This is a genomic window from Okeania sp. SIO2F4 (assembly GCF_010672385.1).
Classification (GTDB): Bacteria; Cyanobacteriota; Cyanobacteriia; order Cyanobacteriales; family Microcoleaceae; genus Trichodesmium.
Genome location: NZ_JAAHGT010000421.1, coordinates 1 through 7,957, shown reverse-complemented (window position 1 = coordinate 7,957; position 7,957 = coordinate 1). Strand labels below are relative to the sequence as shown.

Below are 7,957 nucleotides of genomic sequence, written 5' to 3'. Positions count from 1 at the left end.
TAATTAAAATTTGTTAAGATATACAATACTTGAGAGCCAATATTAATAGTTTGGCCATAAAAAAACTTAACTTACTGTTAACCTACCTAGGAGATAAATTATAAATGCTGAGATTAGAACATATAAGTAAAATATATCCTACAGGTGTTGTTCTTAAAGATGTTAACTGGGAAGTTAAACCAGGCGATCGTATTGGCTTAGTTGGTGTTAATGGAGCAGGAAAATCAACTCAATTAAAAATTATTACTGGGGAAATGGAACCTACTTCTGGAGAAGTTATTCGCCCTGCAAGTTTACACATTGCTTATCTGACTCAAGAATTTGAAGTAAATCCTAATCGTACAGTTAGAGAGGAATTTTGGACTGTATTTACAGAGGCTAATAAAACTCACGAATCTCTTCTAGAAGTACAGCGAGAAATGGAAACTGCTACTCCAGAAAAATTAGATGAACTTATTCATAAATTAGACCGTTTACAACGACAATTTGAAGCTTTAAATGGTTATGGTTTAGATGCAGAAATTGAAAAAATCTTGCCAGAAATGGGGTTTGAGTCTGAGGATGGCGATCGCTTAGTTAGTGCTTTTAGTGGTGGTTGGAAAATGCGGATGAGTTTAGGAAAAATTCTTTTGCAAAATCCAGATATCTTACTACTTGACGAACCGACTAACCATCTAGATTTGGAAACAATTGAGTGGTTAGAAAATTATTTGAAAAATTTAGTAACTCCTATGGTTGTGGTTTCCCATGACCGGGAATTCCTTGACCGTCTTTGTACTCAAATTGTGGAAACGGAAAGAGGTGTTTCTACTACTTATTTGGGGAATTATTCAGCTTATTTGGAACAAAAATTAGAAAATCAAGCTGCACAACTTAGCACTTACGAACGACAACAAAAAGAAATAGAAAAGCAACAGGCTTTTGTGGAAAGGTTTCGTGCTAGTGCTACTCGTAGTACCCAAGCAAAAAGCAGGGAAAAACTGTTAGAAAAAATAGAGGTTATAGAAGCTCCTACTGCAGGATTAAAAACTTTAACTTTTCATTTTCCGCCTGCGCCTCGTAGTGGTCGAGATGTAGCAATAATTAAAGATTTAGTTCATACTTATGATGATAAAATTCTCTTTTTAGGGGCAAGTTTAGAGATAGAAAGGGGAGATAGGATTGCTTTTTTAGGACCGAATGGTTGTGGGAAGTCTACTTTACTGCGGATGATTATGGGATTGGAAAAACCCACGGAAGGTACGGTCGAATTAGGTAAATACAATGTTATACCTAGTTATTTTGAGCAAAACCAAGCGGAGGCTTTAGAGTTAACAAAAACTGTTATGGAAACTATCCATGATGAGGTGCCTGATTGGAAAAATGAGGAAGTAAGAACTTTACTTGGTAATTTTTTGTTTAGTGGTGATACGGTCTTTAAAAAAGTAGCTGCTTTGAGTGGTGGAGAAAAGGCGCGTTTGGCTTTAGCAAAGATGCTCCTAAAACCAGGCAATTTTATGTTATTGGATGAGCCGACAAATCATCTAGATATTCCAGCAAAGGAAATGTTGGAATCAGCTCTACAAAATTATGATGGAACTGTAATTGTTGTTTCCCACGATCGTTATTTTATCTCTCAAGTTGCTAATAAAATTGTGGAAATTCGAGATGGTGAATTTTATCCTTATTTAGGAGATTATCATTATTATTTAGATAAACTTGAGGAAGAAAGAGAAGCAGAAAGATTGGCAAAAATAGCTGCGGAAAAAGCTGCTAAAAAAGCTGAAAAAGCTGCTAAGAAAAAACAGAAGGAAAAAGAGAAAGCTGCTGCTAAACGTAAATAATTTTTGAGATTGATTTTTCTTTCTACAGCTTTCGCGATATAGCTGTCGCTGTCGTAATTGCTCCGCCTTTCATGTCGCAGAGCGAAAGCGGAACGGAGTTCTATCGCTGAGAAATTATGTTATTTTTTGTTGAATAAAAAGTCATAAGTGTAGGCAAGTTAACCCTTATAGTCTTTATCATATCACAATTAAAGTGAGGGTGCAACCTAAAATCCTTTGACCAGGGATTTTTTTTGGTAGCTCCAGAGAATGAAAAATTTTATGGTTTTCCAGTGAGGAGCGATACATGGAAAGATTCGATTGCGGGAAAAACAAGTATATTGTGTTTGTGAAAGCTTCATAAGATGAAGATATTTCTGGTATAATAAACGTTGTACATAAATATAGTCAAATAATGTCAAATATCTTCGTTGATTTGTACATGCATAGCTACTAAGTATTTGAGAAAATTTAATAACTCAAAGGCGTGATGTTTAATGGTCTCATAAAATTGGCGCTTAATTCCCGACTAAATAATAATAAAAATTCATAAATACTCAAAGCATTGAGTAATTTTAACCCCTTGATTTATGAAATTAGTTGAGAGACATATCCCACACGAAAAATCATCGGTTTTCTGCTAAAATTGATCGACTGTGTTTCTTGTCGAAAAATATCTTAAAGTCATGCTAATTATTTAGTTCGTCAGTCTTTGATATTTGAAAATACTTATCGTCACTATTATGACCTGCAAAAAACACTTTATACTCAAGTAGACTATAAAGCAATGCCAGCTAAAGTCTCTCAACAAATATTGATGATAATAGATAGAAACACCGAAGATTTTTTTAGCAGCGAACGAAGTTTATAAACAGAACCAATCAAAGTTTAACGCTCGTCCTCGTCTTCCTAGATATAAAAATCAAATAACACCGAAGAAATATTGTAGTTTATAGGACACAAGCCATTAGTAATAGGCAACTTAAAACTTGGAATTATTAATCCAAGTAAAACAGGGATTTATCTAAAAACATTAGTACCTACTTCACAAATAAAACAAGTTCGTCTAGTTCCTAGACTGAACCATTATGTAATTGAGGTCATTTATGAGAAATGCGAAAAACAATACGAGCTAGAGAAAAACCATTGGGCTAGTATTGATATTGGATTAAACAATTTAGCTACATTAAATTTTAATCAAGCTGGAATTAAACCACTCTTGATAAATGGCAGACCGTTGAAATCCATCGACCAATACTATAACAAGGTTAGAGGAAGTCTTCAAGCTCTACTCAGAGAAAATAAATCAAGTCAGAGACTGAGAAAACTTGGCTTAAAAAGAGAATTTAAAATCAGTGATTATCTTGCGTATTGCATCTCGTTTGATTATTAATATCCTCATCAGTCACAAAATAGGCACTCTGATAATTGGCAAAAATCAGGAGTGGAAACAGGAGATTAACTTAGGAAAAAAGAACAATCAAAATTTTGTTCAAATTCCCTATGCTAAGTTAATAGAAATGTTATCTTATTAAGCCAAAATGGTAGGAATTAAGTTCAGCAATTAACAATGAACAATTAATAATTAATAATTACCCCTTCTTAAAACTATTGAGGATTGACTAAAAGGATTTTTTTTGATTTATCCCCTTAAAAGGGGAGGCTTCAAGGCGTGAATTATTGAATGAATAATTAATTGACTATCAACTCTTAATTATTAATTATTCGGTGATTGTAACCGAAGAATCTTATACATCAAAAGCAAGTTTTATGGATAATGATGCAATTCCTGTTTACAAGAATGGTCAGAAAAATCAGTCAACTTTTAGGAGAATTTTTCCATCTTTTTCCTGTATTACCTCTATTCCACTCCCGATCGGATTTTATCGACTGGCAACTTTGATGCTATAGTAATTTCGGAAATTATTCCACATCTGAAAGTTTGAGGCTATTTGTGACATCCTTAAAAGTGAATTAGTATTAGTTATTATAATTCAAATTCCTATATTATCATTGCTATATTCTAAAGGTGTTCATTAATTGATAATTGATAATGGATAATTGATAATTACCTCTAGTTAAAACCGCTCGGGAATTGAATATTGGGAAATATCATTTCTTCTCTTGGTCGATTGGATATGGCGTTTGCTAGCGCAAAGCTTCGCTTTACATGTTGCGGAGCAAAACGCGTAGCGTCCCGGAGGGAACCGAGACCTCGCCATCCCATCCTAACGGAATGCTCCGCAAACGATCGCTTTTTTCCTCTTAAAAGGGGAGGCTTTAAACCAGAATTAATTAATTATTAATAATTAATTCTTCGGTAAATTATAGTTATTTTAGAGCTTTGAAGCAATTTGGTTGAAAACTTTACAGTCTATACAGTATCTACAATTGCCTGGGATTTAACTCCTATCCAATTGAACTATTACAGCAGTGTTCGAGTTAATGAGGTACAAAATTTTGGAGCAGTAGGGAACAGGGAAAAGGGAACAGAAAAGAGGAAATAAAGGTTAATTTTAAAGTGTACCTCATCATCCGCGCAAAGTGCTGTAATCTAACACCTAAAACCTACTACCTAAAACCTCCTTCAATATTCAGTTTAATATTTTGGTAGGATTTTAATTATGTCTATCGTTGTTCTTTTTAAAAGCACATTTTTACTAAGCAGTCTCATAGTATTTTGGGGTTATTCACAGCCAATGCTTAAAGCATTTAATCATCCAATTAATCCCCAAAATAATCTATTAGTTGCTCAAAATTCCACACCAGTTGCAGTAGAACTTCAGGAAATTTTACCGAAAATAAAAGAACAAACTCAACTACCAATTTTGCTACCTAGTAAATTATTAATTACAGGTACAGATAGAAAGATTTATGTTGAGGGTAAAGGTACAAATAATAGTTATAAAATTACTTTAGCTTTTGAACCTAATTGTACTGGTAATGCTTGTTCAATTGGTTATATCAGTGCCGAAAAAGGAGGTAAACCTTTAGAAGATGAATTTAGTAGAGAATTGAGTTTAGTGCAAAACATTAAAGGATATTTTAGACCATTAACTTGTGCTGCATCTTGTGCGCCTCCAATTCTTGGCTGGGAGTATAAAGGAGTGTTTTATCGCATGGCTTTTAAAGGTGTTGGTCAAAGTCCTGAAATTGAAGGAGACACTTTAGCAAAAATGGCTAATTCTGCAATTGAAGCGGGGGCAAGATAATATTAATTAGAGTTCGTTGAAAAAAGCAAAGTGTGGGGAGGGTGGGGAGTGTGGGGAGGGTGGGGAGACTGATAACTGAAATGACTCTACCTAAATCTTCTCTATTACTCTTACTCTGACAAATAAGTGAAAAAAAATTACTAATGAAACAACTTAGTCTATTTCCGGAATGGGAAGATGAAACTGCTAAAAGCTCTATCAATAACTACGATGAAAGACAGCGGATAGAAACTAAATTTTCACATCTCATTCAAGAGGAACTAAAGTTAGGTAAACTGGTATCTTATATTAGCAATAAATCTCTACCAATTCTAGGTTTATATCGATATAAAGAAGCTTTTGCATTTTCATTTGTTGAGGAATTTATTAAACGATTTCAACTGACAAACAAAGACTTGATTTTTGAGCCTTTTTGTGGTATGGGAACAACACCATTTACTGCAATGCACGCCAATATTAAAGCTGTAGCAATTGATAAATTACCAATAGCAGCTTTTATCGCTAATACTATGCCTTTATTCTGGCTAGTAGAACCTTCTTCCCTGCATCATAATTTTGAATTATTACAAAATAAATTAAGACAATTTAGCCCTGCTGATGTTGCCTCCGATGTGGCAATTATGAAAAAGGCATTCTCACCAGAAACTTTGACAGAACTTTGCCAGTGGAAAACTGCAATAGAAACTTTATCTAGTCCCATAAAAGATATTTTTTTACTGCTTTTTTTATCAATTTTGGAACCTTGTAGTTATACAGCGAAAGACGGACAATTTTTAAGAATCAAAAAGGATAAAAAAATTTATTCTCCCACTGAAATACTGCAACAGAAAATATATCAAGCAGAACAAGATATCTTTTCTATGCGAACTTTATGGGGGAATAAAAAACGCCAACTTCCTCAAATTCAATTAGCAGATGCTCGTGACTTAAAGAATGTTCAATTTTCCCAAAAACCTACTGCTATAATCACTTCACCTCCATACCCTAACCGTTATGATTATACTCGTATCTATTCTTTAGAACTTTGTTTTAATTTTGTCAAAAATTTTGAAGAGTTAAAGGAGTTGCGGTTTAGTGTTTTGCGCTCCCATATAGAATCAAAAGTTCAAGATAATGATACTCCAAATCATCCAGTTATTGCTGAGATAGTAGATATTTTGCGACAACAAGGTAAAGTCTTAAATAACCCTAGAATTCCTGATATGTTAGTCGGATATTTTGTTGATATGAGTCTAGTTATTAAGGAGTGGTCTAGGGTATTAACTTCTGGTGCTAAAGTTGCAATGGTAGTTGATAATGTTAGGTTTGCAGGTGAGTTAGTACCTGTGGATTTAATATTATCTGAAATGGCAGAAAAAGTAGGGTTTAAAGTTGAGAAAATTATTGTTGCTCGCTACAAGGGTAATAGCTCACAGCAAATGGGTAAGTATGGCAGAATTCCGGTGCGTGAAAGTATTGTTATTTGGCAAAAAAATTGAAGGTTTAAGTTGTGGTAAATCAGGATAAACGCCAAGCTTGGATGTTAGACCAGCTTGCTAAAAGTGAACTTTTTCATCAAAAGCTGCATGAATGGGGAATGCTAGAAATTGCGGATAAAATAGAGGAGGTAAAAGGAGAAAGATTGGAATGGAATTTACAGAATTTAGGTATTTCTCAAACAGCATGGAATAAAGTAATTCATCGAGGAATCAAACCTGTAATTGTTTTTGCTCATCCCCAAGTTTTAATTAATATTCTATGTTCTGTGAGTTATTATAGAATGTTAGCAATGGTCTCTCAAAAGTCTATGAGTCAAGTTGGATTATCAATTATTCGTTATGAGCAAGGTAGTAATTTAACTGATGAATTAATTGCTATAGAAATTTCTCAACATTTGAACAAAATTATTAGTTATCTTGTTGAAGCTGATGAGCAAATAGACTCCCGTGAATTTAATATTTGGCGAGGTATGGCCGCAGGCGCTCAAGCTCAAGGTTCGTGGCAGAATATCAAGGGAAATAAAATTGAAATTATCATTCGAGGACTATTAGAAAGAAGGTTAAATGAACGAAGATTGGTAACTAATGAAAATCTTGATGCTTCTACAATAAATTTGCTTGATGGTCGGGTGATTATATTTGCAGATGAACCAGATATAGGAATTTATAAAGATGAAAAAATTATAGCTGCTGTTGAAATAAAAGGAGGTATTGACCAAGCTGGTATTTTAGAGAGAGTAGGTGCTGCAATTAAAAGTTTAAGTCGAGCAAAAACAATTAATTCTGAATCAATAACAGTTTTGATTTTACAAGGTGTTTCTATTACTCAACAAGCAATAAATGACCTGAATAACCATCAACTTATTGTCAATCATTGGTTCACTGTTGAAGAAGTCTTGGAAAATAACCAAAAGCAAAAACAATTATTTGCAATACTAGATATTTAATCTTAAATTCATCTTATTTAGCTCAGACAAATTTTAATTTTATATATTAAGTTCTCTGTTCCTTGTTCCCTTCTTAAAAATTAGTTGTATAGTAAGCATTTAGTTACTAGCATAAGGATAAGTGAAGTTAGAAGAATTAAAATTATTGATATAGATAAAGGAGATTAGGTAAACTGAGATATCTACCAGACCACCTTAACAAATTGTCTAGACTGAATTGCCCAATAACTGACTTAATTTTTATTGCTGAGTGCTGTTAATGTAGTTCCTCCGCAGGAGACTAGTTCATCGCTCAATGCTTATGTTGTACATTTACCTATTCAATACAGAAAAGTTTAATTCAAATTTTTAGAAGCCATTTGGTATCTTTGCCCGCAATTAAATTTTCGAGTTACCGAAAAATTAATAATTAATAATTAATAATTAAATAATTCGCGCCTTGAAGCCTCCCCTTGGATAGGGGAAAACAAAGACAATATTCCTTATATTCAATTCCCTCGCGGTTTTAACCTTCTTGT

At 33.6% G+C, this 7,957-nt stretch carries 8 protein-coding genes; all 8 read left to right on the top strand.

All coding sequences use genetic code 11. The features are described from left to right. Positions 1-104 precede the first annotated feature (104 nt). Positions 105-1,823, top strand: coding sequence for an ABC-F family ATP-binding cassette domain-containing protein (locus F6K22_RS23475; protein WP_293103447.1), 1,719 nt, complete (start codon positions 105-107; stop codon positions 1,821-1,823). A gap of 691 nt (positions 1,824-2,514) precedes the next feature. Next, positions 2,515-2,673, top strand: a complete 159-nt coding sequence (locus F6K22_RS23470) for a hypothetical protein (RefSeq protein ID WP_293103444.1) — start codon at positions 2,515-2,517, stop codon at positions 2,671-2,673. 81 nt (positions 2,674-2,754) lie between these two features. Beyond that, entirely contained in the window at positions 2,755-3,195 is a 441-nt protein-coding gene (locus tag F6K22_RS42395; RefSeq protein ID WP_363274240.1) for a transposase, read from the top strand. Further along, positions 3,158-3,337, top strand: coding sequence for a hypothetical protein (locus tag F6K22_RS23465; protein ID WP_293103441.1), 180 nt, complete (start codon positions 3,158-3,160; stop codon positions 3,335-3,337). The genes F6K22_RS42395 and F6K22_RS23465 overlap by 38 nt, the downstream gene beginning before the upstream one ends. 193 nt (positions 3,338-3,530) lie before the next feature. Beyond that, positions 3,531-3,713 (top strand): hypothetical protein, encoded by a 183-nt coding sequence (locus F6K22_RS23460; protein WP_293103438.1) that lies wholly within the window; start codon positions 3,531-3,533, stop codon positions 3,711-3,713. Positions 3,714-4,426: 713 nt separating this feature from the next. After that, positions 4,427-5,014: a hypothetical protein gene (locus F6K22_RS23455; RefSeq protein WP_293103435.1), complete on the top strand. Its 588-nt coding sequence runs from the start codon at positions 4,427-4,429 to the stop codon at positions 5,012-5,014. Positions 5,015-5,157: 143 nt separating this feature from the next. Beyond that, positions 5,158-6,492 carry a hypothetical protein gene (locus F6K22_RS23450; protein WP_293103432.1) on the top strand — a complete coding sequence of 445 codons (1,335 nt, stop codon included), beginning with the start codon at positions 5,158-5,160 and terminating at the stop codon, positions 6,490-6,492. 11 nt (positions 6,493-6,503) lie between these two features. Further along, entirely contained in the window at positions 6,504-7,439 is a 936-nt protein-coding gene (locus tag F6K22_RS23445; RefSeq protein WP_293103429.1) for an XcyI family restriction endonuclease, read from the top strand. Positions 7,440-7,957: the final 518 nt, after the last annotated feature.

What these genes read in the sequence shown, in the direction of transcription:
- F6K22_RS23475 (WP_293103447.1), top strand. Translation starts at nt 105, where the DNA reads ATGCTGAGATTAGAACATATAAGTAAAATATATCCTACAGGTGTTGTT.
- F6K22_RS23455 (WP_293103435.1), top strand. Translation starts at nt 4,427, where the DNA reads ATGTCTATCGTTGTTCTTTTTAAAAGCACATTTTTACTAAGCAGTCTC.
- F6K22_RS23450 (WP_293103432.1), top strand. Translation starts at nt 5,158, where the DNA reads ATGAAACAACTTAGTCTATTTCCGGAATGGGAAGATGAAACTGCTAAA.